Raw genomic sequence first — 25,159 nt, forward strand, 5'->3', positions numbered from 1 at the left:
GGCCATGTAGAATCCCTTCGTCAACAATCCAAGGACAAGGGCATGAAAAAAACAATATCGCTAGCACTGCTGATCGTCTGCGCTCAAGCGGAGACATACGCTGCTGAGTTCTCAGCCGCAGACATCTGCAAAGCTGCCATCTCTGTAGAGATGGGCCGTCCCACAAAAACCATGAAAACTAAAAGCACTGAATCAACCCCTGAGATCTCCTACCGTCGACCGGATGGAGATTCTTTTCGCTACCGATGCCAGGTGACTGAAGATCAAGTGGTCTGGTCTGCATTCATGGATGACACTCGTGAATGGGGACGCTGGAGAAATCGATATGCAGATGGAGATGCGGCTACAACTTACTCAACATCTAATGGAGTACTGAAGATTCTCAACGACCAAGCTGGCGAACAGACCTTCAAAAAGAAGGATTTCTGAGGCCCTGAATAGGTCCCTCATCAGCGTGACAAGTCAGAGGCTCTGAGGGCTTGGGGAAACTTGGGCAATAAAAGCCCCGCACAGTGGCGAGGCTCTGAGAATGTCTGTGATCCGCTTGATCCTTCGCTTAACCTTGCTGACTCTCACACCATGCAAGCTAAGGAAGGTTCACCGGATGCCGAACGATACCCTCATAACGATCATAACCACCACCGCGGTGACGATCATCGCGACAGTCATCGCCAACCAACTCAGCAAATCCGCTGCAATCGAGCGAATCAGCCAGTTGACTGGAAACATGACCGCGAACGTAGCTAAGTTCATGGCGAGGTTTGGGGTCAGTATTGGATTCATATTTTGGACCCTATGGATCTGGGCTTCATTCGGGTTCAGCACTAAGCCGATAGAGCGTACCGAGGTTCTACAGCTGCTGTACTTCACGCTGCTAGGGTCTTGGTTTATACAAGACCTGCTGCGAGAGCTCTCACCATCATCAAGAAGAAAGAGACTGGCGTAACCGTCTACAACTAAAAAACCCGGCGCTTGGCCGGGTTTAAGGTTTCGTGTGCGTTTCGCGTTACTTGTGCACTATGGGAAAACTACCCGAAAAACCCCACCATGTCAACATATTACGCTGCACTTTCTTCTTTTTCCGCGTAAATCACCTGCCAAATAGGTTGTTGCGCCTGATCATCCACTTCTTTGATGGCTGTTCGCAGGAAGTCCCAAACATCCTTCCAGTCCCTATCCCAGTGCTTGGGCTCGATGTGCACGCCATAGATCTTGAGCATTCCCTCTGCTACCCGAGCCGGCCCCCATTGAGCCCCGCCATGCGCCTCCAGCTTGTAGGACTGCAATGCCATAGTGATCATGCAGTGCGCCTTCGCGGCCTTGGCATCGCTCAGCGCGGACAGATCCACGTCGCCCCATATCAGCTTCTCGGCGTTCAGTACGTGAAGCATGGTCATGCATGGGTGGTAAAGGTAGTGACCGAACTGCTGCACCTGGAATGGAAGCGTTTCGATGGCGCGTAGGACTTTGCCGATGGTGGCCAGGTGTGCGGCGCGGGCCGTGGAGTTGCCAGCGGACGTGCGCCGGGTTTCGCTGATGCTGATCCGCTGCCCAGGCACGGAGAAGCGCCCGGCCTCCTCCCCTTTCTCGCTGCCCATGGCTGGGAACTGGGCGTCACGCTTGCCGATGCGTCCGCCAGTCTTCACTGGTGCCGACTCTGCCCGGTCGATTGCCACAGCGCTGATCGACGCGTTCGATTCGTGTTGTGCTTCGGTCCATACCTGTCTTGCGTTGATCAGTTTCATGCTGCGAGCCCCTTCTTCAGTTCTTTGGTCATTGCGCGATATTTGGCCTTGATGGCCTTGATCTCTTCGACGGTGTACTTGCGCGCCTCATGTGGCCCTTCGATCCATGCAACCTTCTCGGCACCGATACGCAATACCAGTCGGATGCGGTACTCGACGGCGTTGCCGGATAGGTTGCGATTGCACTTCACACACTGCCGGTGGATGTTCAGTGGCTCGAAGCGAAGCTCAGGACAGGCGCCCACGGATCGGTAATGCCCAGCGTCCCACCGGCTGCCGGTCATGAGGTTGTTATCGTTCGGCGTCGAGTCGCAGCTGATGCATGGCAGGTGCACGTCACGCAGGCGCACATACTCGTTCACCGCGGTCTGTGCTTCGCGCAGGTGGTCAGCCCTGCTCTTCAGCTTCTCCTTACGGACTTTGATCTCTCGGCGATTAACCTGGGCCAGCGACTTACGGGCCTTCGCCTGGTTCACGTCCTTGATGGCCAGGCCGCACTTCGGGCTACATACGGCTTGGCCTAGGCGCTGCGGCGGGAAGCTGATGCCGCATGCGGGGTTCTTGCACTTCTTCGGTTTGGGTTGCTTGGCGATCATGCAGCCTCCTTGCTGAGCAGATCATTGAAAACCACACCCTGGCCTGTGAAATAGGCGGCGATGCGGTCGGTGTAAGCGACGCCCTGGGCGCGGTTGAACAGGCTGGTCACCGGGAAGCCATCAGGGCCAAACAGATGGCACTCGCCCATCATGTCCAGCTTCGCTTCGTATGGCAGATGACGCATCACCCGGTACCACTCGGCCTGGAACCCAGCGTCCTCGTTCAGCAGGATCTGCACGCCGAAGTGAAGCTTGCAGTACCGACGCGCGTCCGCGGCGTCGCCGATCTGGGTCATCTCGGCGATGCGCTTGTACATCCCGAACCACAGCCGGTTCTGGTCGAGTGTCCGGTCCTTGCCAGGGCGCAGGGAGACCACCACAAACTTCTTGTCCCGGTACATGGTGGTCAGGCATGTGATGGCCTCAGTGAGCTTGGCCTGGCAGTTGACGCTGATCTTGTCGGTCATTGCACCGCCCTCTTCTCTTCCAGCTCTCGGGTCTGCTTGATGAGGAGCGCCCGGCGGTCTGCCAACTCATTGGCCGCCTCAATCCGGATCTCGTCTTTTTTCTCAGCGCTGGCTGCACGCATCTCCAGCATCGATGACTTCACGAGCTCAAGCTTTTCGCGAAGAGCCGGCGCTGGCCGCGTAACGGTGCCAGTAAGCAAACCCGCAATCGCGCGGCCATCTTCCGTGACGGGCTCGATACTCAGGTCCGCCAGGTGCTTCTGGGCGTGCTCGCGAGGGATGCGCTTCAGCTCCATGGCCTTGGTGACAGCCTGGATTCGGCGGTTGGCGTCAAAGCCGACCGAAACGTGCCAGTTGACGGCCTTCGCATCCTCGCGGGCCTGGCTCACGAAACGCTGGTAGGCGTCGATGAACGCCATGCGCGCACCGATTTTGTCGCCGCCATCCAGGATGGGTTTCGCGGCAGCCAGTGCCAGTTGGATCTCGTCGGTCAGCACCACGGTTTCATATTCGTCGTTGGTGGTCATTGCAATCGCCCAAGCCTCGTCCTTCCCAGGGCGGCCGTCGTAGGTCTGGACACGCTGCAGGATGTCGGCCATAGCCAGCTTGCCCTTCACTTCGAAGCGGCAGGACTTCAATGCGGCTTTGACAACGGGTACCTGGTAGGCGCAGAGGTCTTCGGCCATCATCGCGGCAGTGCCTGGGTTCATTTCCTGACCCATGGCCTCGGCGGTTGCGCAGATGGCGGCGGCCAGACCTGCAACCTGCTGGTCGTTCATTTCAGAGGTATTCATTGCGTTCACCTGATTGGCGTTTGGCCAGGACCATCTGGGCGGCCTGCTCGGCTGCGGAGTGGTTCGCCTCGGTCCGTTCCATCTGGCGTGCGGTCGTCCCGTTAATGCGCTGCCCGGTCACCCACTGGGTGTGATAGCTCTCGGCGTTGGCCAGCAGTTCGTTGAGGCTATGGCACTTGCGCAGCACAGCGGCGTCGCTGGTTTTCAGGAAGTGGGCGGCCACGTGGTGAGCGACGTCGGCACCGAGGCGGTCGACCAGTTGCCCGAGCTGGCCGCCTACCTTGGCATTCCACACCGGCCACGCGCCGTAGCGTTTGCGGTAAGCCATGGCGTAGTTAGCCCAGACCTTGAAGGTTTTGCAGGTCTGGTCTTTGGGGCCAGGCATGTCAGCGGGGATCTCGACCCTTGGGGTATCGGTGCGATCAACCACCAGCACCAAGCCGCGGGACTGAGCCGGCTTGCCGGTGGCGTCCTGCAAGCCCTGACTGGTGTCCTGACTGGTGTCCTGATTGGTACCCTGATGATTGGTATCCTGATTTGTCGGAGATTTATCCGACCCTTGCTCGGATTTTTTTCCGACCTTGCTCGGAAATTTATCCGAGGTAGATCGGATTTTTTTCCGACCTTTGTTTTTGGGTGGGGTCGGATATTTTTCCGACCCATCAAGCTTCTGGTTCCACTCGACGGCCTTCTCGGTGAGGCGAAAAAGCGTGATGTTTGAAGTGCTGGAAAGCTCAATCAAACCGGCCTCTTCCAGGGCCTTCAGCATGCGGTAAGCGGTGTCCGGCTTATCGGTAAGCAATGGCAGCTCTTCGATGATCTTGGCCTTGCTCAGCGCGAAGAAGATCCCGTCATCAGTCTTGATTGGCTTGGTCCAACTCGGGCAGCCGTAGACGAAGGCGAACAGCAGGGCCTGCTGAGAATTCAGCCCCCACTCCAGCGCCTTCACCTGGTTAATCGTGACGGTGTATTGCATGTCAGGCCTTCCCGACCTTAGCGGCTAATTCAAGGAAGCGATCCACGTACCAGTGAGGCTGCGTCTCGCGGGGGCATTGAGGGCTGGTGAGGTTCTTGCCGTAGGCCATGCCTTTCTCGGTCACACACCAGTAGTCGACCATCTCCTGCTTGGAGTTTTTGCGCTGCAGGACCTTGAGGAAGCCGTGGGCCTCAAGTGCAAGGTTGAAAGCGCGCGCGGTGCTGGCGATGGCGTGTTCTTTGATAAGGGCGGTGATTGCCTTGGTCGGCATCGAAGAACCACCAGCGGCGTCCGGGGCGGCGTCTACGGCATAGCCTGGGAGGAACTTGGCATCTAAGCCGTTGTTGGCGGCGATCTTGGCCAGCATCAGCATCTTGCTGGAGTTCGCAGGCTTCAGCAGGCGGTCGAAGCACTCCAGAATGGCAAGCTCACCGATGATCTTTGGATTGCTTGGCAGTGCGCGGGCGCGCTCACGATCCTCAAGCGCCGTCATGCGATCGAAGACCAATGCCTGAAGCTCATAGCTGTACGACATGGCGATCAGGCAGGCTTCACGCTTGGGGAACACAAAGCACTTTTGTACGCGGCTACGGGCGTCAAGGTAATCGGCTGAAAATTTAGCCGATTGATCGGCGCCGAGAACACGCGGCACTTTGGCGATCAGGTTCTTGTGAGTCAGGGTCGGCTCGCCCTTCTTGCGCTTGGAGTTGATGAAGTCCACCAGCTCAAGACTGGACATGGAAACACCGCGCGCCACGTTTTCAGATTGCGAAAAACGTGGCGCGATATTGTTGGGGGTATTGATCGATTCAGTGTGTTGGCGCATGATTCGCTCCAGTTGTTTACTGCTGTAGAAAAAGCCGACCTTGACCGTCGGCTTTTTTGTGCCCGGAATTCAGGCGGCTTTTACCGATTCATCCATCACGTCCAAGGTTTCCCGAATGTGGCCGATCTCGCGGCGGATGGTCGATTTGTCGAACTGGCACACGTGGCCATCTTTCAACGCTTCGTGCACCGCGATGGTCAGATCGGCAAACTCTTTGCTGACACTGATCATGGATTTGGTGAGTTCTTGCGGCTTCGGGGCGGTCTTCGCTACCAGGTCAAAACCAAACTCCCCGGCAAGCGTGATCAGCGGGCGCATGTCCCCGGTGTGCAGCAAGATCCCGAACAGATGCTCCACGGTCAGGTGGTGAGCCTCGTTGTCCGGGTTCGCGCGCTGAAGCAGGCCTACGTGCGGAACACCCATCTTTGCGGCCAGGGACTTGGGCTCGTTGCCCTTCACTGCTGCCTGACATGCATCCAAAAAGTCTTCCATTCGTAAAACCTCAAATTTGTTTCCGTGGCGCCCTGCTGGTGCAGAGGCGATCATTTGCTCAATGGGGCGGTGGAGATGGATGTCAGGCAGCGGATCTGGCGCGCTTCTGTGGCATGCACAGCTCGCGAGCAGTAATCTTCCCACCGGTCAGCTCTTCAGCCCTGAAAGCCTTTTCGGCGCGCATCGGGTGAATCCCGGCAACCCAGTACGAAACTGCTGCTTGGGAAACGTCGAGCGCTAAAGCGGTTTTGGTTTGCCCGCCGAAGAAGTCGACGAGCTTTTCGATAGGGGTCATATGAGAGCCCTCCTGATAAGCCTGCTTATATCCTAAGTAGAAGCAAGCTTATTTGCAAGCCAATAAGGGAACTTATAAATTCATGTGCATGAGCACACTTGCAGAACGTCTAAAAGAAGCGCGGAAACACGCGAAGCTGACCCAGGCAAAACTGGCGACGGTTTCCGGTGTTGAGCAGCCCCTGATCTCCCAGCTGGAGACAGGCAAGAACCTTCAAAGCGCACACCTTCCAAAATTCGCCCACATATGCGGCGTGAGTGCTATTTGGCTGTCGGACGATATTGGCCCCATGGTCATTGACTCAAAAAAGGAAGAGTCGAACGTATCGCTGGCTGCCCAGAATCCTCAGAGCTTCCGCTATCCGGTGATTAGCTGGGTGTCTGCGGGCGCTTGGTCTGAAGCGGTGGAGCCCTACCCGGCTGGAATCTCGGACACCTACGAGTTTTCGGAGTACGACTCCAAAGGCCCTGCGTTCTGGCTGAGAGTTAAAGGTGACTCGATGACGGCGCCCGCTGGCCAGAGCATCACCGAGGGCACGCTGATCCTGGTGGACACTGAGGCTGAAGTTGCACCAGGTAAGCTGGTGGTGGCCAAGCTGCCGGACAGTAACGAAGCCACATTCAAGAAACTGGTCAGCGACGGCGGCCGGCTGTTCCTGAAACCGCTGAACCCGAGCTATCCAATCGAGGCGGTGGACGAGAGCTGCAGGATCGTGGGCGTGGTTGTGCAGGCCTTACAGAAGTTTTATTGATCGGCTCCATTGCATAGACAAGCTGGTGATTGTAGAAAAATGAGCTGGCGGTAGGTTTTTAACCTACGTATCAGAAGCAACAGCTTGACCAAAGGGACGCAAGAATGAAAAACGATATCGACCTAAATGATGCGGACTCGCGCATCGAGATTGTTCAGGCGCTCATCACGATGGGATCAGTGGTTTCGTCTCAGAACGCACTGTTTCTTTCTATTACTGAAACACTTGTGCCCATGAGCGCGTTCAAGGATGAGGTTGTCCGCAAGGAGTATTTTTCGGCCATGAGGAAAATGCTGGCGGACGCTGCCTCATTCAATGAGCAAATCCAGAAAATCACACAGAGGCTTAAAACCGACTTGATTGAAGAGGCTCCCGATGCATGATGAGCGCTCTCGCCTGGAGTTATCGTACGCCAAAGTCGTCAGGCTTGCGTGCGACCAGATGGAACAGCTCGACGAGCTTCGGCTTGCCCTTGCTGAAACGGAAGCTCGCGCTAACAAATCAATTGATTTGGGTCGAAATGAAAGCATAGACGCTCCTAATGGGCGCGACCATAATACTGATATGACTGAATTTAGCCGTGACGAACTCAAAGCCCATCTTGAGAGCCAAGATCTCAAGGTGGATGCGCGCTTGAAAAGTTTTGAGCAGACCGTTAAGGATGCGATGGGTGAAATCCGCTTGGAGATTTCAAATATCGGTGGTGATCTGAAAGCCGTTGAAAGAGACCTCTCGCACCTTAAGGATATGCGATCAACTGTGAAAAACACGGGCCTTGGCGTAATCCTTGCGGTCGTGGCAAGTGCGCTTACGATCTATTTTGGTGTGCAGAGTAGCAACTCCAGCTTGGTTTCTAGCACTATTTCCGGGTTCGGAGTTGGGAAGGATGTGGCCACAGCCCAAGCATCAATGGCCCAGCAAACCAAAGATGTACAGGACTTGTTGAAGCAAGTTCAGGACCAGCAAAAAATGATTCAAAAGGCGCTTGAGACACCAGAGACGCCTCCAAAATCTCCGTAAAAACCATTTGCAGCCTGGCCTGGCACCCGGCTTCCTTTATCCTCCCTACACTGCCTGCCAATGGCAGCCATATGCCACTATTGGTAAGTGGGGAAGAATTACCGGAGGGATCCAATGAAAGGGTTTGGAGCGTTTGCGCTAATCGTTGGCGTGTGCTGGCTGGTCTTCGCGCTGAGCATGGATGTGTCGGTACCGACCGGCGCCGGCGGCCGAGTGAACAACATGGGGCTGATGGCTGACCGACAGATCCATACGATTGTCGGCGGCATGATCGCACTCGCTGGCCTGCTTATGCTTTTGCTGGGCGGCAAAGGCTCCCCTACTGCCGCCCAGGTAGAGAAAGATACTCGCCCCTGCCCTATGTGTGCCGAGAGCATTAAGACTGCTGCGATCAAGTGCAAGCACTGCGGAGCGGACGTTGAGCCTGCCGCAGCACCACGGCTGAAAAACGGCTGGGTCGCCTCGACTACCTGCCGGGACGAGGAAGAGCAGCAAAGCACCATTGAAGCTATTACCGGAACCGGGCTTCCGGTTGTTTCGATGATCGGCCTGGCTGTAGGTGCCGGCCCATTTGCAACGAAGGAAGAGGCCAAGCAAGCCCTTGTGACGATGCGCGACGGACCCAGGCTATTCAGCGAGATCGTTTATAGGGACTCGGTGAGCGGCAAATACCCACCGATCAGCGATTGACACCAACAGGCTACCAGAGCCCGCTTTTGCGGGCTTTTTATTGCGTGGGGGAAAGTCACCCTTAGACCATTTATGCATAAATGCATTATGGATCCAAATGCAGCTTGCCAATATCGCACGCCATCAATACTGTACATTTATCCAGTGATAACCAGGAGAGTCGCATGCAAAGTCCAGCGTTTACCACCTCGAAACCGCCATCCTCGTACGAGGCGGCCGGCCGTCGCCTACAAGCCCTGATTGCCTCTCCAGGCGTTCAGAAGTACCAGGCGGTGACCGTGTGTAGGCTGGAGCATGAAGCGCCCGAAGACTGGCAACGCCTTCTGGATGAGATCAGCGAAACGGCCGGCGTCAGAGTCGAGACCCTGGAAGGAGAAACAGTCAGGATCGGCTGGCGAGAATACTGCGACGCATAAGTGAGCCCGCCACTGAGCGGGCTTTTTATCGCCCTCGATAAAATATATAAGCCTGCTTATTGACGGATAAAATAAGCAGCCTTATATTTACTCCATCTGGTCACCCAACAGAGACTCGCCAGGGCCTCAGGGCCTGAACCGTTCTTTAGTCGCACCGCTTCACCCTTGCCGGATCACCACCGGCCCAGATTCAAAGGCAGCGATGAACCGGCCTAAACGGTTCAGAGGGTTGGCAACTGACCCGGGCGTGCAGCGTAAAGCGCCAAGAACAGTTATCCAGCGGGAGAACAAGCCGAAAGGCCCGCGGCTGGAAGAACAATTTGGAATGGGCCAGTGACCGACGCCAGTAGCGGGTCACGGCCAGCTGCAAAAGATTTGAATTAGCGATCCCAATTGCCTCGGCTGGGAACGCCGGACCTCATGCACCCTGCCCCAATCAGCCAGGGCATTCAGAGCTGTAGCGTGCATGTTGTAAGGACCTGTGATCCACGGCGAACAAATGCTGTTTGACGCTGTGAGTAGGAAGCTCGAAGCCCACACCGAAGACGACCGGCCAGCCCTGCAATCAGCAGCGGGCAACTAGCCAACACCGCTGACGCAACAAACCCAGGCCGTCGCCAGTAGCGGGCCTGGGCCCCCTTTCCGCACCTTTATTACGTCAGCACTCCTCCCCCGCGCCCATCGGTAACCAGCGGGAGGCATGAGTGTTGACGAATACAGGTGAACAACCCGCCACCTTGGAGGTGACCATGCACCACAGCATCCAATCACGCCTCGACATCGTCGATGGCTTGCGTCAGCGCTCCCGTATCGCCACTGCCGACTTCTACCGGCTGATTGGGCGGCCTGAGCCCGTGGTCCACTTCAGGATGACGGTGAAGCCGGCGGGACGCGACTTCTTCCATGTGGTTGATACCCGGACCGACAAAGTGATGGGGTTCCGTCGCGATCACAACGAAGCCTGCGCCCTCGCCCGGAGCCTGGAGACTCGCCATGCCAACCAGCTACGCGGATAGCGCCCAGGCCAGGGAATCCGACAGGCGCTGGGATTTACCGAGCTTCGGGAAAAAACAGCACGTCGACCTGTTCCATGAATACACGGCGGTCGACCTGGCGGAACGCAAAGCTCGACAACTGAAAGAGCGCGCAAACCTAAAGATGCGCATTGGCGCAGCCATGGCGCAGATGGAGTTGATCTGCCCGCCAGTAAGAGGTGTTGAATGAACACCGCCCAACGAGACCACCAAAACGCCGTCAGCTGGATCGAGGCAGAGATCGAAAACATGATCCGCAACCTTGGCCAACCCAACGCCAGTTCGGCAGCGACATCCTGCGTCACCTTGGCCTTCATGCTGCGGGCCATTGACGAGGCCGAACATCGTTACTTCCGGGCACGCATCGACAAGATTTACGCCAACTACAACGCTTCTATCGTTTCCGCCGCTTAACGGCGCCCACCACCACAAATACTTTATATGCTGCGCCAGGCGCGGCGAGGGATCGTCATGTCCACAAATCCTAAAAAAACATCCGCACAAGAATCGCTCGAAATGAGCGAAGCCGAAGATGCGCAAAAGGCTTTATCCCCTTCGGCGGCGGTTACCGACATCGCTGAATATCGGCCGCACGAAGAACAAATCGTTCGCCTGGAAACAACCTACGCGAAGCTGGTCGTTGACTGCTCGACGAGCGAAGGATTGGCAAGTGCGAAGGAAGTTCGCGTCGATATCCGCGATGTGCGCTACGCCCTGGATAAGACCACCAAAACCGCATTGGTGCCATATCAGCAAAAGGTCAAAGAAGCTCAGGCTCGCGTCAATCAGGTCAAGGAGTTCGGTGAAACGCTCAAGAGTCGCGTGCTGGCAATTGAGGAGCCTATCGATGAAGCGATCAAGGCCGAAGAAAAGCGCATTGCTGACGCCAAGGCAGAGCGCGAGCGTGTCGAGGCTGAGCGTGTCGAAGCAATCCGGGCCAAGATTACCCGCTTCAGCTCTGTCGCTGCCGCATACGCAAGCCGCAGCGCTGCCGACGTCGCCGGAATTCTGCAAGGCGTTAAGGAGTCGGTGATCCTGCCCGAAGAATATGGCGAATTTGAAGCTGAAGGCACAATCGCTCGCGATAACGCAATTGAGCAACTGGAAGCGCTACACAAGGCTGCCATTGATCGAGAAGAAGCTACTGCCAAGTTGCTGGCTCAGCAGAAAGAGTTGGACGAGCTGCGCGAGAAGCAACGCATCGCTGATGCGGAGGCTGAAGTACTGCGTAAGCAGCGCGCCGAGGAAGATCGTCTGCGCTTGAAAAGGCAGCAGGACGAGTTGGACCAGCAACGCCGCGCTATGGAAGCACAACAACGAGAGCAGCGAGAACGTGACGCGCAGTATCAGCGTGACCAAGAAGAGCTCGCCCGCCTGCGTGCACAAGCCGCTGCTCCTGCACCAGTTGAAGCCACCTCAGCCGTAGTGATCGAAGAGAAGGCCGAGAGCGCACCTCTTGTCGTACAGGCTCCAGCAACCGAAGCCATTAACGCTGACACGACTACGCCGCCTGCTGTCGACATTGTTGAAGTTGTAGCCCTGGGCTTCGACGTGGATCTCGACACTGCTCGCGCCTGGCTTCGCGCCACCAGCTTCTAACCACCCTTTCCATCTAAGGGCCAACACACCTCGTGCTGGTCACGGAGAGCGCTATGACCGATACAGACACTCAAGCACAAACAGGCCTCGCGGCCTATCACGATCCTTCGCACAACGCCGCTGCGCTCATTCTTGACCCAGGCACAATGCGTTCAATGAGCGACCTCGCGCTGATGATGTCGAAGGGCGTAACCACCGTTCCAAAACATCTAAAGGGTAACCAGGCCGACTGCATGGCGGTGGTGCTTCAAGCGATGCAGTGGCAGATGAACCCCTTCGCCGTGGCGCAGAAGACATTCATCGTCAATGGCGGCGCATTGAGCTACGAGGCGCAGCTGGTAAACGCTGTGATTACCGCCAAGGCGCCAGTCAAAGGAAGGCTGAACTTTGAATGGTTCGGTGCCTGGGAAAACGTCATCGGGAAAATGCGTGAGGTCACCAGTAAATCCAAGAAAGACGAGGACACTGGTGAATTTAAAAAATACCGCGTTCCAGCCTGGAGCTTTGACGACGAAAAAGGGCTGGGCATCAAGGTTTGGGCTACGTTCCGTGGAGAAGACGAGCCGCGCACCTTGGAACTTCTACTGACTCAAGTCCGCACCCGCAACTCGACGCTTTGGGCGGAAGACCCAAAACAGCAAATCGCGTATCTGGTTACCAAGAAATGGGCGCGCCTCTTCTGCCCTGACGTGATTCTTGGCGTTTACACTCCCGACGAATTTGAAGATTCGTATGGCGGCGAGATCGACATCACTCCTGCCAAACAGACCGCGAACGCCACAGCAGCTGCCGGTGTGTCATTTGGCCCGAAATCCCCCTCGCCAGAAATCGACGGAGTATTCGCGGATCTGCTGTCCGTTGCGAAGCGCCAGGACATCGACGCCTACGCAGCAGCCTGGGCAGGCCTCAAGCCGAAGCAGCGCGCAGCAATCGGCCTGGAATGCCATGAAGCACTCAAGAGCATGGCGGCGACCGTCGATGCTGACTTCATGGACATGACCAGCACCAACGGCGACCAGTCCCACACAGAGGAGGCGGCGTAGTGAGAACTGAGCTTCAGGGCACAGAGAAGTGGCACGCGGACCGATCTGGCCGTGTGACAGCCAGCCGCTTCAAAGATGTGATGGCCTGGGGTAAACCTGACAAAGGTGGCAAGCGCGAACCCATGGGTGCCCGCACCTCGTATATGCGTGAGCTGTGCTTTGAGCGGCTGGCAAAGAAGTCAAAGCACAACGTCAGTAGCGCGTCCATGAAGTGGGGGCACACCGAGGAGCAAAAAGCCCAGGACGCCTACGAGATGCTAACCGGCAACATCGTCCTACCCTCGGAGTTCATCGTTCACCCCAAGTACGACTGGTTGGGCTGCTCACCTGACGGCCTAATCAACGACGACGGTGGCACCGAATCGAAGTGCCCTTTCAACGAAGCGATACACGTCAGGACTTGGCTTGAAGGCATGCCCGAGGAACACATGCCGCAAGTCCAAGGCTGCATGTTCGTGACGGGCCGTAAGTGGTGGGACTTCCTGTCATTCGATTCTCGCCAGGATGAAGAGTGCCAGCTCTACATCGAGACGATTTACCGCGACGAAGACTACATCGCAAACCTTCACAAAGAGCTGGTCCAGTTCAACTTGGAACTGAATCGCATGGTTGACGAAGTAGCAGACAAAGCTAGGGCACAAGCCCATCGTTTAGGAGCCTGATCATGATCAGCAACAACCTCAATCTGGTCGAACAGCAACGTCAGTACGCCGACTCTATATCGGAGCGCACCGCGCAGTTCCTGGCCGCCGGCGGGACGATCTACCAAGGCGAAAGCCCGGAGATCAACCCGCAACCGCCGAAGCGCTCCACCAAGATCGATCCCGAAACCATCCTCAAGCGCCGCAAGCCGCCGATCTCAAGGGCTGAGCGTAACGCACTCCGCAAACTTGCGGAGGCGTTATGAGCAAGCGCAAGCCACATAACCTGCAGGCACGAATCGCCCGGTCGTGCCGCTCGCTGGTGGCATCCAACCACGTAGCAGTGGTCAACATCGACCCCAGCGGCCGCCAGGGCATGATCAATTACAAGTCGCTGAAGAACATCGCGCCGGGGAAGATTGGCCAGGCCGTATGCAGTATCCCCCACAGGTGGACGATCTACCTCAGCGCCTTGTGTATCGATGCCCGAGGCGATCGCTACAGCAAGTCGGTGGAAGTCGCGCCGGATGGCAACTACCTCTCCGACCACTTGGAAGACGTCATCGAGCATTGCTACAAGAAGCTCCGCGACGAAGCCAATCAGGGCCAGATGGTGGCCTCGGGCTGGATCGCCATACCTGAAGCGATATCGCTGGACGAGGCGCACGCCGCGCGGATCTTCGAAGCGGTCGGCGCCTGGCACCAGGTGAAGGTCGATTCATGCGCCGCATAGCCCGCACCCAGCAACGCAAACGTCAAACCTGGCTCGCACTGCCGACCAGCGGAATAGAAGAGGTAGGGCATGGCCAAATCAGTACAAGAACGATCAGCCAAAGCAGCGCAGAAGCGGCTGGCGGTCGCCGAGAAGGAATTGCGGCACAAGGTCAGACCGGGTATCGAGCAAGCCATGGAGCGGCTCTGCGCCAGAGGCAAGACGCCGATCATCAGCGAAGTTCTGCAGATCGCCATCATGAAGATGGACTTGATGGGCGACAACGAGCTGATCGACTTCTTGCGTTATCCGCGCCACGAAATCGTTATTAGCGAAAACGTGGTGCGAGCGTTTCGGAATAAGAGCCTGGCTGAGCTGAGGCGCGATCCAGGAGACTAAGTAATCAGTCCAAGGCTAGACCGCTAAACCTGAAGTCTGGAAAATTTTAAGAGCTTCCGGATTCTCCCCAAATGCTTCCGGTTTCATTTTAGTGACATCAGTCACATCAAAAAGAAGGCTGACATCTAAATTATCAAACACTGCAAACTCATTAGCATACATCTGGAATTTCTCGCCGTACGGCATAAGGCAGTTATAGAACAAGATAACTAGCTCGTAATCGGAGATAAACGACCTAGCAACGCTGGACAACCATTTCTTATCAACGTGCTCGCTCTTAGATACAAATTTGAATAAGCTATATAAACTTCTGAAATAGATACTCAAGTCACCTCTATGCTTCGCCCAAAGCTCGCGATACGCCCCTTCCAAGCTCTCTTGTCCATTTACATATATGGGCCTCTTGCTCTCGTTTACCATGACGTCGAACCAAGATTTGAAGCAGTCGCGCCCCTGAGTAACCACTTGAATGCTCGTATTTGAAATGGGCTGAAATTTTGTTTTTTGCAAATCAAACCCCGCAACAACAGACTGCTGGAGCTTCAACATATTATAAAATTGAGCCTCCACTTGTTGACGAGATATCTCAGCCTGACTATCAGAAAGATCTTTTCTTTGTAGCAACAAAGTAATCATGAAGCCGGAAAACGCCAAACCAGAAAACAGAGCATTAAGCGCACCGAATGCATCACCAAAAGTGCCAGACCGAACCCCCACTAAATTTCCAGCAGGATCAACCTCTGCTCCATAGCCATAATATAAAAAAGCGTAATAAGCCGCGTACACGCCAATGACAAAAAACACAGCCAACAACGCTAAAACGAAAGGTTTTAGTGATGGTTTTTTATCGCTCATAATCGCGTTATCCCTCTAGTAGGCTTTTTGTCGAGTGCCCGTAATACCCCAACCCAAACCAAATTGCCACCACCGGCCACCGGAGGGCGGCGCCTGACTGGAGATAGTCCATGAGCAACTACATGTACAAGACCACCGACCCTGCCGTGGTTGCGGCGGTCATCGCCTGGGAAACCAAGCGCAAAGAGTGGGACGCCCAGCGCGCCAAACTTGGCCAGGTGTTCGGGGGGGCGGCCTCGCCGATGCGGTCAGGTAATCGAAGCTACGTCGGCGGCGTGAAGATCAGTGATAGCCGCGAACTAGACGTGCACTGGTGCCGCCCCGACCAGTACGACTACCGCGCCCTGCGTTCAAGCGCCAAGCCGGCGAAAGGAACACCAAAGGAAGCGCGCGCCGTCCAGGTCGTCGAGCATGAGCGCCTTTCGGCACTGTGGAAGGAGCATTGCCCCGCCAGTATCGACATGGACGAGGCATGGGAGGCGATCGGCCTGAACCCCGGCGCGCTGTGGATGTGCGGCGGCGTGTTCTTCGAGTTGGACGGGGTCGTGTACCTGAACCTCGGCCTACGTCTTGAGGATGGAAACGAGAACATCGAGGGCGCCGCCGAAATTCTGGGTAGCGAATTTGAAGCCGCACGCCAGCGAGTGCTGGGACAGCGTCCGACCGCGTAAACCGTCCGGCCTACCGGTCACTTCAATACCCCATATCAATGAATCACGCCAGCCGGCGAGGATGCCTTATGCATGTCTTGTTCTGCAGTTACGGAAATGACTCCATCGCCCTGATCCAGTGGGCGCATGAGCGCGGGCTGAAGGATGTGACCTGCCTCTACTCCGACACTGGCTGGTCCGCAAGCTGGTGGAACGAACGTGTAGCCAGGGGTGAAGCGCTGGCTCATGGCTACGGGTTCGCCACGGCCCGCACGAAGTCGGAGGGGATGCTTGAACTAGTCAAGCGGAAACGTGGATGGCCAGGCGCCGGCGGACAAGGCCAATTCTGCACCGCAGAGTTAAAAGTGATCCCAGCATTGGGTTGGCTCAATTCCAACGATCCAGACAAAGAGGCCACGGCAATGACCGGCGTGAGGCGCTGCGAGAGTAGGCACCGTTCGGACGCAGAGGAACACATCATGGAATCAGAGCGACATGCCGGCCGGGAACTATGGCAGCCCCTAGTGCGGCACGACAATGCGATGCGTGACGCCCTACTCCATCGTGCAGGTTTCGAGGTGCTACCTCACCGGTCGCTTGAGTGCTACCCGTGCATCAACGCGAATATCGACGACATCAGGTTGCTTTCCGAGGACCGGATAAAATTGATAGACATGACCGAGAGAGACCTGGGCCTCACCAAGAAAGGAAAGCCTCGAGTGATGTTTCGCACAGCTCGCAGGAAAGGTGCCGTTGGCATCCGCGCGGTTGTGACGTGGGCCGCCGCGCCCAGGCCGCGCGATCAGATGGAAATGTTCCAAGCCGAGTGCGACTCTGGCTATTGCGGCGGATGAGCAAGACACCATCAGATGAGCAACCATCCCGGGCATTCATTTAAATATGTCCGCCGAGCAAACAAGGTCGATGCCCCCTTAAGAGGCTAAGAATTTCCTCTATAAAAGCCAGTCAAGAGGTTTATAGTCACTCCTCGACCTTGCTGACTCCTCTAACTGATCAAACAGTAATCCGACAAACATCCTCAAACCGTAAATATCGTCATCAAATTCAATGTATCGTCCGTCGTAGTCCAGCTCAATATTTGTCGTATCAAACATTTTATGCGTCCACAGGCCACCAGAGTCCAAATAAACCAAACCTGATGAGTTCTTAATTATAGGATTCCGATAACAAAAATCCCCCAGACTCGATACTTTAGATTCAAACCCGAAAAGAGCGCAGACTGGATAGTAGCTTTGTCCACCTTCAAGCTTTCCTTTACCGGCCATTTTCAGGCCTTGCGGATTTTTTGGATCGAAGCATTCGATCATCCTAGAAAACTGGTCCAAAGCCCTACCATCTACAACGCTTTTAACCTCAATAACTCTTAATACAGAGTCTATGAGATATACCCCTCGACCTGCCGTCTCCAAAATTGGAGGCATGGTTCGCTTATCATATATAACAATATCAACTTGCACGCTCTCGGAGCCATTTTTATCCACAACAACGCCAGAGCCAACACCAAAATGAAAAGGCAAAAACTGCTGCAACAAATTAATCACAAACGATTCTCTCAAGGCGCCCTTTTCGCCTTTATGAAGCACCCCTCTCGTAGCAGAAAACATCGCTCTTAGCTCTGCAACTCTCGCTCTGAATATTTCTTCAAACACATGAAGCTCCTCTACCGAGATAAGTTAACAAGTCACTCAATATCACAATTCAAACTTTTGTAAGTTACTAGCAAAGCTTAAATTCGCTCCACTGCTACCTAATGTCGACTGTCGCCTCATGGTGCGTTACGCGTGCGCCAACAAAATCTCAAATCGTTATCTAGATGACTCGCTCAGCAATTAGCCTTGCTCCAAGCTCACGCCCAGCAACCTGCGCCAGGCCACGGTCAACATAGGTTCGGTAACTCGCAACAACCAGCACCACCACCTCACCACCACGCTTTACCTCGACGTTGATACGCCAGGTCTCCCGGCCCTCCTCGTCCTTGTCGCGCTCCATGTAGTTCCAAACCTGAAAGCCTTCGATCTCATCGTAAATATCGTGCTTTGTCATGGTCCAGCCCATCTAGAGGGAGTGGCCATCGTAGCACCACACCCCGGGCATGGCCCGGCAAGGATCCCCTATGTCCGCACAACATAAGAAATGCACCTTCGATTTCAAAACCCAATACGGACTCGGCTTCAACCCACAAGATGATGAAATCGTTGTCGACTTCTTCTGTGGCGGCGGCGGTGCAGGTACCGGCTTGGAAATGGGCCTGGGCCGCACGGTGAGCGTGGCGAAGAACCACAGCCCGCGAGCGATCAGCATGCATACCGTAAACCACCCAGGCGCAAAGCACTTCACCACCGACGTGTTCGAGGGTGATCCGGATACCGAATGCGGAGGGAAGGCAGTGGGCTGGTTCCATATGTCGCCGGACTGCACGCATCACAGCCAGGCGGCCGGCGGCCAACCGCGCAAGCGAGAGATCCGCAACCTATCGTGGATCGGCCTCAAGTGGGCAGGTATGAAGCGGCCCCGGGTGATCAGCCTGGAGAACGTGAAGCAGATCCTGCAATGGGGCCGACTGATCGCCAAGCGTGACAAGGCAACCGGCCGTGTGGTGAAACTCGGCGGCGACGTTGCCGCACCTGGTGAGGTTGTGCCGGTGAGCCAGCAATTCCTGATTCCCGACCCCAAGCAGCGCGGCCGAACCTGGCGCCGCTTCGTCGCCTTGCTGCAAGGCATGGGCTATATCGTTGAATGGAAGGTGATCAAGGCCTGCGACTTCGGCGCGCCGACCAGCCGTGAACGCCTATTCATGATCTCCCGGTGCGACGGCCAGCCGATTGTGTGGCCTGAGCCAACCCACGCCAAGAACCCCGCCAAGGGCCAGCAGAAGTGGAAAACAGCCGCTGACTGCATCGACTTCAGTGATCTGGGCAAAAGCATCTTCGGTCGCAAGAAGGACCTGGCGCCGGCCACCCTGCGCCGCGTTGCCAAGGGCATGAAGAAATTCGTCATCGATAGCGCGGCGCCATTCATTGTGCCGATCGCAAACTGGTCGGGGGAAACAGTGCAGTCTGCTGACGAGCCGCTGCGCACCGTCACCTCCTACCCCAAGGGCGGCGCCTTCAGCGTTGTCAGCCCGATCATCGCACCGGCTACACACCAAGGCAGCGACCGCATCAACGACCCGCTCGAACCGGTGCCGACTGTGACCTGCGCGAACCGCGGCGAGCTGACACTGGTCAGCCCGTTGATGGTTGGGGCCGGTGGCCCCGAGTATTCTGGCAAACCGGTGGGCATTGACCAGCCGGTGGGCACGCTGATGACCCAGAACCACCGCGCGATCGCAGCGGCACACCTGGTTAAGTTTCGATTCAACGACGCGGGCAAGGCGCTGGATGAGCCACTGCCGACCATCACCAGCGGCGGCAACTATCAGCGCCCGGCCGGGGCCGCTCACGCCATGGGCATCTCCACGGTGTTCATGGCCCAGATGAATGGCGGCTTCAACACCACCGACGCCAAGAGCATCGAAGACCCGATGACCACGGTGGCCAACACCGGCAGCCAGCAACAGCTGGTGGCGGCGAACTTGGTGCACTTGCGCGGCAACTGCGATGCCCGGGACGTAAATGATCCTCTGCACACCATCAGCGCCGGTGGTCAGCACCACGGGTTGGCCAGCGCATTCATGGAGCGGGCATTCGGCGGGAGCGTGGGCCAGGGCCTGGATGATCCGGCGCCGACGATCACGGCCGGCGGCGGTGGCAAGAGCTCGCTGGTATCGCTCACCCTGTCGCCGGAGCATGAAGCAGGCGCCCTACGCGTTGCCGCCTTCCTGATCAGCTACTACGGCACAGAGAACATCAGCGCCTGCGACTCGCCGGCGCCGACGATCACTACCAAGGATCGCCTGGCTATGGTCACCGTGATGGTTAAAGGCACGCCTTACGTGATCGTCGACATCTGCCTGCGGATGCTGAAGCCGTCCGAACTCTACAAGGCCCAGGGCTTCCCATCCGACTACATCATCAGCCACGGCGCCGACGGCAAGCCATTCACCAAGACCCAGCAGGTGCACATGTGCGGCAACAGCGTCAGCCCGCCGCCGATGGCTGCGCTGGCATGGGCCAACGACCCGTGGCGCGCCGAAGAACGCCAAGCGCACGCCGCATAACTTCCCCACTCCACCGCCCAGGCATGGCCAGGCAAGGACGCTCCCATGCTCACAGAACACCGATCCAGCAACATCGAGATGGTCAGCGTGGCGCATAGTGATCGAACTGTCCGTTGGCTTCACGCGCCAGTGGCGCGAGAAGCTGACGGACATCAAGATCGACAACACCATGCGCAGGAAAAGCTAGGGGCCATCCTGACCAAGCAAGTAACATTCGCATGCGAACTAGATCGCCAAGAAAGAGACTTTCCCGCTGAATATTCGCCAAGAAGTTAAGCCAACCTGATGGATTGGACCGACTAAGGAAAAACTGGCACAACTCATCGCCCCTTGCCAAATGCATATCCAAGTGCAAGGGTAATGATTGGCATAAACACACTCCAAACGGCCTTAACCATATCAACAAGATCAGCAGACGTATCGCAAAAGCTGCTTGCAAATATAGCAAGGCTGGTTAAAGTACCTACAAGAAAACTCCACCTTATGGTTAGATAAACAAAAGAGTCTTTGGCAGCTTCTCCGGTGCCGATCTCCTTGGAGATTTTACTAACGACCGACTCTCCGACTGAGGTTTTCTCACTTGGCGGAGCGATTTTTACAGCTGAGTCCGCTGCAATTGAATCGCCCTCTGCACCGCTAACCACTGAAGAATCAACAGGCGCTGATGGACTTTCACGCTGAACCATGATTATGGCTCCATCCATATACTATATTCGAAGCGCCTTATATTTTTTTCAGGATTAAGCGTGGTACACAAATATGTCATCCAGATATTTTTTCCATTAAGTTTTGCAACTGAAAATGGCGTGAAAATTGAATCCCCAGATGGGCTCGTGTGATTATAACATTCAATATAATACCCATTATCAGCATTCCCGGTATATCTAGAACCACCCTCATCAAACTTAAAGGCTACGTGTACCTTATAGCCCTGGAGATCAATTTCAAATCCAAGAGCTTCTTTTAGATGTACGACTTCCGTCTTAACTACATATCGCCCATCCACCAAACTTTTAACTTTCAAGTCTGCCATCTGCTTGAAAAACCCTATATCGATATATGAAGTTTAAGGTTGCTTGCCAACCTACTTTGTGTCGGCATGTTTTATAGCATTCCTATCTTACCTATGTCTCGCCTGAATTGCTGAAAAAAAGCTCATTAACAACGAGCTCCACTTCATCACTCCAAGCCCCTCGAGCTCTCCCAGTATCAACAAAGACGTACATTCCACGAACATCAACTCCAGGAATAAGTACATTTTTTGCTCTTTCCAATGTAACCCCTCTCCCCTCTATTCGCTGCCGCATTACGGCGGCCAAGGAATCGTCATGCCTGAAAAAATTAAGCTGATCCAGCCAGCCCCGGTCGTGCGCGATGAGTACGGGATGTTTGCTCATCCCGATATGCCCGACTTCGACGAGGGAGACGGTGATAAGTGCAAGGCCTGGGTAGCCACACAGCGCTTGCAGTTGAAGATGGTGAGCCTCGAATACCACAGCGACGAAGCGGTATCTGAGCGCTATTTCGAAGCCGGCGACCCGGACTGCAGCTACTGGGAGCCGGATCGGCCTGATGGCGAAGGCTGGTTCTGCCTGGCCATTCACGACACCGACGACGGCCCGGTTTGCTGGTGGGCGCGCAGGGAGGTTACGCCGTGAGCCAGATCAAAGAACGCCCAATCCTGTTCTCGGCGCCGATGGTGCGCGCCATCCTGGAAGGCCGGAAAACGGTAACACGGCGCCCGGTGAAAGCGTCCAAGGCTCATGCCGACGGCATCACGCTGATTGATTACGGCAAAGGTTGGTGGCCATACAACGCGTTTGGCGACTTCTCTTCTGACCATGAAGGCATGGAATACCCGATTGCGTGCCCTTATGGCAAACCCGGCGACCGCCTATGGGTGCGGGAGACATTCATCGATCTGCGCGGCACCGGTGTCGAGCATCGCCCAGACCCGAACGGCCCACTACAGCGATACGCCTACGCTGCTGACTGCCGACCTGGGTCACACAGTGACGATGCGAGGAAAGACTTCGGCCTGAAGTACAAACCCAGCATTCACATGCCTCGCGCCGCGTGCCGCATGCTGCTGGAGATCACCGACGTGCGCGTCGAGCGGTTGCAGGACATCAGCCGCGCCGATATCAGGGCGGAAGGCCTGCTGTGTCCGCCGGAACTCGCAAGCGATGACGTATCACCGAATTACCGCGACTGGTACCCGGCGGCATGGCGGGAGTTGTGGGAGTCCACTGGCGGCGACTGGAACGCCAACCCGTGGGTATGGGTTGTCGAGTTCAAGCGAGTGACGCCATGATCGCCACACTCTTGTTCGCCTACGACTTCATCTACAAGGGGCCTGGGCCATGGCTGCGAAGTCCATCCACCGCCAAGCCACCCATCATTTTTTTGTAAACATCGATCTTAGAGCAACCGAGAGCGCCGCTGCTATGAAGGAAGCGGCAATTTTCGAAGAAGAGTGAATCACATTGAGGAACTCACCGAAGGTCGTCGTCTCCGGATCAGCTTTCAGGAGAAATAGTACGATGAAGCCAAGATAGCAGCCTAGAGCACAACCCAGAAAAGCGTTCATTTCAGAGCGCGCAAAAGCTATGGAGCGTTGAGTTAACAAAGCACCACTGTGGGCGGCGCTTCTTAGCGATTCATTCAAGTTCATAGGCTGGATCCGTCCATCAGTTCTTGGCCGAAGATAGTAATTCAACATAGACCAAATCCCAATCCCCCTACATGCCTGCCGGTAAGCGGCGGGCGAGGTATTCCTGCATGCCCGAATCAGAAGAAGTCACCAAACTGAAGGCTGAAATCGCCCAGCTTCGAAAGCACCTGGTCAGGCATCACCAGCTGACTGACGCGCCACTACTCAAGAATTATGAGCCATACAAGAGCCTGAACAAGCCCACGCAGGACGACTTCAACGCGGCTCTGGATGACCTTCGTCGCAAAGGCGCCAGCATCGACGGCGACAACGCCTACAAGCGTGACCTGCTGGACTGCGTTGTCGGTGCCCTGGCCACGGGCGCACAAAACTCGAGCCCGCCACCGACCGGGCACTGGGGCCAGCGCTTCTGGGATATCGGCCGGGAGGAACGCGCCAGTAGCGAGCAACTGCTGAAAGCACTGACAGCGCTCACCCAGGTGGCGGGCGAATGCGAGCAGATCGCCAGCAACTACAGCGGCACCATCGACGGAATCTTTGAGCACGGCGGCGACGATCACGAAGATCCGAGCTGCGCGATCTTCCACCGCCTGTACTACGCCATGTTCGACGCGCGTGCCGCAATCAAGAAAGCCACCACCTAACCCACCTAACCCACCTTCTGCCGCCCAGCGCGGCAAGGACACCCCATGTTCGCTATGAAACTCACCCTGATTCTGCTGGGCGCTTTGCTGTACCTGGTAGGAACACTCGGCTGGTTCTTCTGGGCAGGGCCTTACCTGCTGGACACCGGCGACACCGAGGCACTGACCTACGCATTCGCCGGCACCTGCGCCTGGCTGCTGATCACCTTCGGCCTGGCAATTCACATCATCAAGACAGCGCGGCCCACTGTGGGCGGCGGGAGGTAGGTATGGCAGCAGCAGAACAGCTAAACGACGGGATCACTGGCGACAAGGTGCCCGAGGCGCAGATGGCCGAGATCCTGGGCACCACACTCGCCGCCCTGCGCTCCAAGCGTGCCAGAAAGCAGATACCTGAAGGTGTCTGGAACACTCATTGCGGCAGGATCATCTACAGCATCAGGAGATACTACGAATGGCTCGAAAGCCAATGGGTTTGCCCGCAGGAATGGACCTCCACCACGGATCGATCCGCATCCGGTTTATGTGGAACGGCAGCCGGCGGAGTGAAACGCTCCCCTATCCCCCGACACAGAAAGGAATCAAGTCTGCCGCACAGGTTGTTGATCAAGTAAGAGGCTTGATAAAGCTGGGGCTGCTCGACGACGACAAATATGCCGAGCTTTTCCCAAGTTCTAGCAACCTCGCCGGCGGGAAGATCAACTTCGGCGAATACGCGCAGCTCTGGCTGGACAGCCGTGAGGTGGTGGTCGGCACGAAGGCGAACTACAAGGGAGCACTGAACAGGTACTGGATGCCGGGGCTGGCTCTGGTGCGGATCGACCTGATAACTACCACCCTGCTACGCCGGGTAATGGCCGCCAGCGAGTGGAAGTCGCCGGGCGTTAAGCGCAATGCCATATCGAAGCTGTCTACCATCCTGAATTCAGCCGTATCTGAAGAACTGATCCCGAAGAACCCAGCGGCGATCCTTGAGCTGCCCAAGCGCAGCAAAAAGGAAATTGATCCCTTCACGCTTGAAGAAGCAAACCAAATCATCGCGAAGATGTATCAGCACGATCACTGGCCCAGCGCGATCTATGCGGCGTTTTTTGAGTTTGTGTTTTTTACAGGAATGCGTCTGTCCGAAGCCCTGGCTATGCGCTGGGATGCGGTAGACGAAGAGAAAAGGACGGCCCACGTGTGTCGCGGGATCGCCTTGGGGGAAGTGGTGGAACGCACGAAAACTGGAGGAGATCGCTTCGTTTTGTTGAATGACCGCGCCATGCACGCTCTGCAATTTGCCAGGGAGTACGCAGAACGTCGGAAAAAAGGGAAAGGCAAGGTGCTGGAAACGCCTTTCATTTTTCCGCCCTCGAAGAACGCGGAGTACGTGAAACAGACTTCTGACTTACACAAACAGTGGGTTCCGACGCTAAAAGCGCTGAATATCCGTCGTCGGCCGCCATACAACTGTCGTCACACCTATGCGACAATATGCATTATGTCTGGCATGAACCCCGCCTTCATTTCCCAGCAGCTCGGCCATAGTGTGCAGATGCTGCTCTCGACTTATGCGCGTTGGATCAACTCAAGCTCGGACTGGAGCGAAATGGAAAAGCTCCAGATTGGTCCCAAATTGGTCCCAGCTCAAATAAGCGCACCCTAAGCTATTGATAGG

At 56.0% G+C, this 25,159-nt stretch carries 39 protein-coding genes; 25 read left to right on the plus strand and 14 right to left on the minus strand.

Going from position 1 to position 25,159, the window contains the following annotated elements:
• Positions 1-42: 42 nt before the first annotated feature.
• Positions 43-429, plus strand: a complete 387-nt coding sequence (locus MRY17_RS13615; RefSeq protein WP_243352279.1) for a hypothetical protein — start codon at positions 43-45, stop codon at positions 427-429.
• Positions 430-604: 175 nt separating this feature from the next.
• The gene (locus MRY17_RS13620) at positions 605-946 is read left to right on the plus strand and encodes a hypothetical protein (RefSeq protein ID WP_124358604.1); all 342 of its coding nucleotides are present in this window, start codon (positions 605-607) and stop codon (positions 944-946) included.
• 112 nt (positions 947-1,058) lie between these two features.
• On the opposite strand, the gene MRY17_RS13625 is transcribed toward MRY17_RS13620, so the two are convergent.
• From MRY17_RS13625 to MRY17_RS13660, 8 genes are all read right to left on the minus strand, one after another.
• Positions 1,059-1,745, minus strand: coding sequence for a hypothetical protein (locus MRY17_RS13625; RefSeq protein ID WP_243352281.1), 687 nt, complete (start codon positions 1,743-1,745; stop codon positions 1,059-1,061).
• Positions 1,742-2,341, minus strand: coding sequence for a recombination protein NinG (locus MRY17_RS13630; RefSeq protein WP_243352283.1), 600 nt, complete (start codon positions 2,339-2,341; stop codon positions 1,742-1,744). Before MRY17_RS13630 ends, MRY17_RS13625 begins: the two co-directional genes overlap by 4 nt.
• Entirely contained in the window at positions 2,338-2,808 is a 471-nt protein-coding gene (locus MRY17_RS13635; protein ID WP_243352284.1) for a hypothetical protein, read from the minus strand. The genes MRY17_RS13630 and MRY17_RS13635 overlap by 4 nt, the downstream gene beginning before the upstream one ends.
• Positions 2,805-3,602 (minus strand): hypothetical protein, encoded by a 798-nt coding sequence (locus MRY17_RS13640; RefSeq protein ID WP_243352286.1) that lies wholly within the window; start codon positions 3,600-3,602, stop codon positions 2,805-2,807. The genes MRY17_RS13635 and MRY17_RS13640 overlap by 4 nt, the downstream gene beginning before the upstream one ends.
• The gene (locus tag MRY17_RS13645; RefSeq protein ID WP_243352288.1) at positions 3,589-4,578 is read right to left on the minus strand and encodes a phage replication protein; all 990 of its coding nucleotides are present in this window, start codon (positions 4,576-4,578) and stop codon (positions 3,589-3,591) included. The genes MRY17_RS13640 and MRY17_RS13645 overlap by 14 nt, the downstream gene beginning before the upstream one ends.
• Before the next feature lies 1 nt (position 4,579).
• Entirely contained in the window at positions 4,580-5,404 is an 825-nt protein-coding gene (locus MRY17_RS13650; RefSeq protein WP_243352290.1) for a Rha family transcriptional regulator, read from the minus strand.
• Between the two features lie 69 nt (positions 5,405-5,473).
• On the minus strand, positions 5,474-5,896 hold the full coding sequence (locus MRY17_RS13655; protein ID WP_076954179.1) for a phage regulatory CII family protein: 423 nt from the start codon (positions 5,894-5,896) through the stop codon (positions 5,474-5,476).
• 82 nt (positions 5,897-5,978) lie between these two features.
• Positions 5,979-6,191, minus strand: a complete 213-nt coding sequence (locus tag MRY17_RS13660) for a transcriptional regulator (protein ID WP_076954178.1) — start codon at positions 6,189-6,191, stop codon at positions 5,979-5,981.
• Between the two features lie 82 nt (positions 6,192-6,273).
• Here MRY17_RS13660 and MRY17_RS13665 point away from each other — a divergent pair, with 82 nt between their 5' ends.
• The 14 genes from MRY17_RS13665 (at position 6,274) to MRY17_RS13730 (ending at position 14,496) form a co-directional block, all read left to right on the plus strand.
• Positions 6,274-6,942, plus strand: coding sequence for a LexA family protein (locus tag MRY17_RS13665; protein ID WP_243353939.1), 669 nt, complete (start codon positions 6,274-6,276; stop codon positions 6,940-6,942).
• Positions 6,943-7,046: 104 nt separating this feature from the next.
• A complete protein-coding gene (locus tag MRY17_RS13670) occupies positions 7,047-7,325 on the plus strand; it encodes a hypothetical protein (protein WP_243352291.1) in 279 nt (92 codons plus the stop codon).
• Positions 7,318-7,962, plus strand: a complete 645-nt coding sequence (locus MRY17_RS13675; RefSeq protein WP_243352293.1) for a hypothetical protein — start codon at positions 7,318-7,320, stop codon at positions 7,960-7,962. Before MRY17_RS13670 ends, MRY17_RS13675 begins: the two co-directional genes overlap by 8 nt.
• Positions 7,963-8,076: 114 nt before the next feature.
• The gene (locus tag MRY17_RS13680; protein ID WP_243352294.1) at positions 8,077-8,652 is read left to right on the plus strand and encodes a hypothetical protein; all 576 of its coding nucleotides are present in this window, start codon (positions 8,077-8,079) and stop codon (positions 8,650-8,652) included.
• 164 nt (positions 8,653-8,816) lie between these two features.
• The gene (locus tag MRY17_RS13685) at positions 8,817-9,068 is read left to right on the plus strand and encodes a DUF1654 domain-containing protein (RefSeq protein ID WP_076954170.1); all 252 of its coding nucleotides are present in this window, start codon (positions 8,817-8,819) and stop codon (positions 9,066-9,068) included.
• A 704-nt stretch (positions 9,069-9,772) separates the two neighbouring features.
• On the plus strand, positions 9,773-10,084 hold the full coding sequence (locus MRY17_RS13690; protein ID WP_243352295.1) for a hypothetical protein: 312 nt from the start codon (positions 9,773-9,775) through the stop codon (positions 10,082-10,084).
• Entirely contained in the window at positions 10,062-10,292 is a 231-nt protein-coding gene (locus tag MRY17_RS13695; RefSeq protein ID WP_243352296.1) for a hypothetical protein, read from the plus strand. The genes MRY17_RS13690 and MRY17_RS13695 overlap by 23 nt, the downstream gene beginning before the upstream one ends.
• Positions 10,289-10,516, plus strand: a complete 228-nt coding sequence (locus MRY17_RS13700) for a hypothetical protein (protein ID WP_243352297.1) — start codon at positions 10,289-10,291, stop codon at positions 10,514-10,516. The genes MRY17_RS13695 and MRY17_RS13700 overlap by 4 nt, the downstream gene beginning before the upstream one ends.
• A 102-nt stretch (positions 10,517-10,618) precedes the next feature.
• Complete coding sequence (locus MRY17_RS13705; RefSeq protein WP_243352298.1) at positions 10,619-11,701, plus strand: hypothetical protein; 1,083 nt, start codon at positions 10,619-10,621, stop codon at positions 11,699-11,701.
• A gap of 53 nt (positions 11,702-11,754) precedes the next feature.
• Positions 11,755-12,744 (plus strand): RecT family recombinase, encoded by a 990-nt coding sequence (locus MRY17_RS13710; RefSeq protein ID WP_243352299.1) that lies wholly within the window; start codon positions 11,755-11,757, stop codon positions 12,742-12,744.
• A complete protein-coding gene (locus MRY17_RS13715; RefSeq protein ID WP_243352300.1) occupies positions 12,744-13,406 on the plus strand; it encodes a lambda exonuclease family protein in 663 nt (220 codons plus the stop codon). The genes MRY17_RS13710 and MRY17_RS13715 overlap by 1 nt, the downstream gene beginning before the upstream one ends.
• A gap of 2 nt (positions 13,407-13,408) precedes the next feature.
• Positions 13,409-13,651, plus strand: a complete 243-nt coding sequence (locus tag MRY17_RS13720) for a hypothetical protein (protein WP_243352301.1) — start codon at positions 13,409-13,411, stop codon at positions 13,649-13,651.
• On the plus strand, positions 13,648-14,118 hold the full coding sequence (locus MRY17_RS13725) for a hypothetical protein (RefSeq protein ID WP_243352302.1): 471 nt from the start codon (positions 13,648-13,650) through the stop codon (positions 14,116-14,118). The genes MRY17_RS13720 and MRY17_RS13725 overlap by 4 nt, the downstream gene beginning before the upstream one ends.
• A gap of 69 nt (positions 14,119-14,187) precedes the next feature.
• Complete coding sequence (locus MRY17_RS13730; protein ID WP_243352303.1) at positions 14,188-14,496, plus strand: hypothetical protein; 309 nt, start codon at positions 14,188-14,190, stop codon at positions 14,494-14,496.
• 15 nt (positions 14,497-14,511) lie between these two features.
• Here MRY17_RS13730 and MRY17_RS13735 read toward each other — a convergent pair whose 3' ends face one another.
• Positions 14,512-15,351 carry a putative phage abortive infection protein gene (locus MRY17_RS13735; RefSeq protein ID WP_243352304.1) on the minus strand — a complete coding sequence of 280 codons (840 nt, stop codon included), beginning with the start codon at positions 15,349-15,351 and terminating at the stop codon, positions 14,512-14,514.
• A gap of 110 nt (positions 15,352-15,461) precedes the next feature.
• On the opposite strand from MRY17_RS13735, the gene MRY17_RS13740 reads away from it, so the two are divergent.
• Both MRY17_RS13740 and MRY17_RS13745 read left to right on the plus strand, forming a co-directional pair.
• Positions 15,462-16,022, plus strand: coding sequence for a hypothetical protein (locus MRY17_RS13740; protein WP_243352305.1), 561 nt, complete (start codon positions 15,462-15,464; stop codon positions 16,020-16,022).
• Between the two features lie 68 nt (positions 16,023-16,090).
• The gene (locus MRY17_RS13745) at positions 16,091-16,855 is read left to right on the plus strand and encodes a hypothetical protein (protein WP_243352306.1); all 765 of its coding nucleotides are present in this window, start codon (positions 16,091-16,093) and stop codon (positions 16,853-16,855) included.
• Positions 16,856-16,954: 99 nt separating this feature from the next.
• Here MRY17_RS13745 and MRY17_RS13750 read toward each other — a convergent pair whose 3' ends face one another.
• Both MRY17_RS13750 and MRY17_RS13755 read right to left on the minus strand, forming a co-directional pair.
• Positions 16,955-17,671: a DUF6602 domain-containing protein gene (locus MRY17_RS13750; RefSeq protein ID WP_243352307.1), complete on the minus strand. Its 717-nt coding sequence runs from the start codon at positions 17,669-17,671 to the stop codon at positions 16,955-16,957.
• A gap of 160 nt (positions 17,672-17,831) precedes the next feature.
• Entirely contained in the window at positions 17,832-18,065 is a 234-nt protein-coding gene (locus tag MRY17_RS13755; RefSeq protein ID WP_243352308.1) for a hypothetical protein, read from the minus strand.
• 70 nt (positions 18,066-18,135) lie between these two features.
• Here MRY17_RS13755 and MRY17_RS13760 point away from each other — a divergent pair, with 70 nt between their 5' ends.
• Positions 18,136-20,181 carry a DNA cytosine methyltransferase gene (locus MRY17_RS13760; protein WP_243352309.1) on the plus strand — a complete coding sequence of 682 codons (2,046 nt, stop codon included), beginning with the start codon at positions 18,136-18,138 and terminating at the stop codon, positions 20,179-20,181.
• 320 nt (positions 20,182-20,501) lie between these two features.
• On the opposite strand, the gene MRY17_RS13765 is transcribed toward MRY17_RS13760, so the two are convergent.
• Positions 20,502-20,867 carry a hypothetical protein gene (locus MRY17_RS13765; protein ID WP_243352310.1) on the minus strand — a complete coding sequence of 122 codons (366 nt, stop codon included), beginning with the start codon at positions 20,865-20,867 and terminating at the stop codon, positions 20,502-20,504.
• 2 nt (positions 20,868-20,869) lie between these two features.
• Positions 20,870-21,214, minus strand: a complete 345-nt coding sequence (locus MRY17_RS13770) for a DUF6864 domain-containing function (RefSeq protein WP_243352311.1) — start codon at positions 21,212-21,214, stop codon at positions 20,870-20,872.
• A 295-nt stretch (positions 21,215-21,509) separates the two neighbouring features.
• Between MRY17_RS13770 and MRY17_RS13775 the strand changes: the two genes are divergently transcribed.
• Both MRY17_RS13775 and MRY17_RS13780 read left to right on the plus strand, forming a co-directional pair.
• Positions 21,510-21,839: a hypothetical protein gene (locus MRY17_RS13775; protein WP_243352312.1), complete on the plus strand. Its 330-nt coding sequence runs from the start codon at positions 21,510-21,512 to the stop codon at positions 21,837-21,839.
• Complete coding sequence (locus MRY17_RS13780) at positions 21,836-22,495, plus strand: hypothetical protein (RefSeq protein ID WP_243352313.1); 660 nt, start codon at positions 21,836-21,838, stop codon at positions 22,493-22,495. The genes MRY17_RS13775 and MRY17_RS13780 overlap by 4 nt, the downstream gene beginning before the upstream one ends.
• 84 nt (positions 22,496-22,579) lie before the next feature.
• Here MRY17_RS13780 and MRY17_RS13785 read toward each other — a convergent pair whose 3' ends face one another.
• Positions 22,580-22,855: a hypothetical protein gene (locus tag MRY17_RS13785; RefSeq protein WP_243352314.1), complete on the minus strand. Its 276-nt coding sequence runs from the start codon at positions 22,853-22,855 to the stop codon at positions 22,580-22,582.
• A gap of 107 nt (positions 22,856-22,962) precedes the next feature.
• Here MRY17_RS13785 and MRY17_RS13790 point away from each other — a divergent pair, with 107 nt between their 5' ends.
• Genes MRY17_RS13790 through MRY17_RS13805 form a run of 4 tightly spaced genes read left to right on the plus strand, consistent with a single transcriptional unit; the run spans position 22,963 to position 25,147 of the window.
• Positions 22,963-23,499, plus strand: a complete 537-nt coding sequence (locus MRY17_RS13790; protein ID WP_243352315.1) for a hypothetical protein — start codon at positions 22,963-22,965, stop codon at positions 23,497-23,499.
• A gap of 45 nt (positions 23,500-23,544) precedes the next feature.
• Positions 23,545-23,766, plus strand: a complete 222-nt coding sequence (locus MRY17_RS13795; RefSeq protein WP_243352316.1) for a hypothetical protein — start codon at positions 23,545-23,547, stop codon at positions 23,764-23,766.
• A 2-nt stretch (positions 23,767-23,768) separates the two neighbouring features.
• Positions 23,769-24,113 carry a hypothetical protein gene (locus MRY17_RS13800; RefSeq protein ID WP_241150004.1) on the plus strand — a complete coding sequence of 115 codons (345 nt, stop codon included), beginning with the start codon at positions 23,769-23,771 and terminating at the stop codon, positions 24,111-24,113.
• Positions 24,023-25,147 carry a tyrosine-type recombinase/integrase gene (locus MRY17_RS13805; RefSeq protein ID WP_243352317.1) on the plus strand — a complete coding sequence of 375 codons (1,125 nt, stop codon included), beginning with the start codon at positions 24,023-24,025 and terminating at the stop codon, positions 25,145-25,147. Before MRY17_RS13800 ends, MRY17_RS13805 begins: the two co-directional genes overlap by 91 nt.
• The last annotated feature ends 12 nt before the right edge of the window (positions 25,148-25,159 follow it).

The organism is Pseudomonas orientalis (assembly GCF_022807995.1).
Taxonomy (GTDB): Bacteria; Pseudomonadota; Gammaproteobacteria; order Pseudomonadales; family Pseudomonadaceae; genus Aquipseudomonas; species Aquipseudomonas orientalis_B.